Source organism: Sedimentibacter sp. B4 (assembly GCF_000309315.1).
GTDB lineage: Bacteria > Bacillota > Clostridia > Tissierellales > Sedimentibacteraceae > Sedimentibacter > Sedimentibacter saalensis.
The window spans coordinates 1-241 of sequence record NZ_CANG01000849.1 but is presented as its reverse complement, the minus strand read 5'-3'; the positions used below and the strand labels follow the sequence as shown (position 1 = coordinate 241).

General features: G+C 68.5%; 1 pseudogene. It reads right to left on the bottom strand.

The annotated features are described in order from the left end of the window. Positions 1-241: pseudogene (gene fusA, locus BN358_RS13375) on the bottom strand (elongation factor G); the annotation flags it as partial.

The following is a 241-nucleotide window of genomic DNA, read 5'->3' as shown; positions in this document are numbered from 1 at the left end:
TCACCTCGACCGCCATCAGCGGCTCCAGCAGGGCCGGGTCGGCCTTGCGCGCGGCCTCCTTGAAGACCATCGAGCCGGCGATCTTGAAGGCCAGTTCCGAGGAGTCGACGTCGTGGTAGGCGCCGTCCAGCAGGGTGACCTTGATGTCCTCCACCGGATAGCCGGCCAGCGGGCCGAAGGCCATGGCCTCCTTGATGCCGGCGTCCACCGCGGGGATGTACTCCTTGGGGATGCGGCCACC